General features: G+C 52.2%; 2 tRNA genes and 2 rRNA genes. All 4 read left to right on the top strand.

What is annotated here, in order from left to right:
* Nucleotides 1-277, top strand: a 16S ribosomal RNA gene (locus tag EAH73_RS22890); the annotation flags it as partial.
* 125 nt (nt 278-402) lie between these two features.
* Nucleotides 403-476 (top strand) — tRNA-Ile (locus tag EAH73_RS22895).
* A 34-nt stretch (nt 477-510) separates the two neighbouring features.
* A tRNA-Ala gene (locus EAH73_RS22900) sits at nt 511-584 on the top strand.
* Nucleotides 585-771: 187 nt separating this feature from the next.
* Nucleotides 772-1,042, top strand: a 23S ribosomal RNA gene (locus tag EAH73_RS22905); the annotation flags it as partial.

Below are 1,042 nucleotides of genomic sequence, written 5' to 3' on the forward strand. Positions count from 1 at the left end.
CAACCAGCGATGGTGCGCCAATCCCGAAAAGCCGTTCTCAGTTCGGATCGGAGTCTGCAACTCGACTCCGTGAAGCTGGAATCACTAGTAATCGCGCATCAGCAATGGCGCGGTGAATACGTTCCCGGGCCTTGTACACACCGCCCGTCAAGCCATGGAAGTTTGGTAGACCTGAAGCCGGTGCTCCGCAACGAAGCCGGTTAGGGTAGAACAGGTAACTAGGGCTAAGTCGTAACAAGGTAGCCGTACCGGAAGGTGCGGCTGGATCACCTCCTTTCTGGAGCCGCTTCGCCCCCGACGGGGCCAGCCAACTCGTTTCAATAATAATTACTGCGCGTCTGTTTCCTCATTCAAATAATTTTGAATCGAATTCTGTTGATATTGAAAATTCAATAGAAACTCGGGCTTGTAGCTCAGGTGGTTAGAGCGCTACACTGATAATGTAGAGGTCCCTGGTTCGAGTCCAGGCAGGCCCACTGATTGCAGCGGGATTCTGTTGGAGTCAAGCATGGGGGATTAGCTCAGCTGGCTAGAGCACCTGCCTTGCACGCAGGGGGTCAACGGTTCGACTCCGTTATTCTCCACTATAACACACTTATATAAGTGTGTTCAAAGTTGAATATAATGATAAGCTYRATAGGAGTTTATCATGCACTACTGGCCGTTTTAGGTTAGTACACGTTCTTTGACGTAAGGGGTAACAAAAACGAAGCGCAGCGCGCCGTTTCTTTTCGGAGGACGGCRGGTTTTCTTAGGAAAACACGTTGCGAAAGCGAAGTAAGCAAGAGCACACGGGGGATGCCTAGGGTCTCAGAGGCGAAGAAGGACGCGATAAGCTGCGATAAGGCTTGGGGAGGGGCACATACCCGTTGATCCGAGCGTTTCCGAATGGGGCAACCCCGCGACTGGAAGAGTCGTGAGCCGACTGGCTAGTCCAGCGGCGGCAAACGCAGGGAACTGAAACATCTAAGTACCTGCAGGAAAAGAAAATAACAATGATTCCCCAAGTAGTGGCGAGCGAACGGGGAGGAGCCCAAACCAC

Source organism: Hymenobacter nivis (assembly GCF_006439025.1).
GTDB lineage: Bacteria > Bacteroidota > Bacteroidia > Cytophagales > Hymenobacteraceae > Hymenobacter > Hymenobacter nivis_A.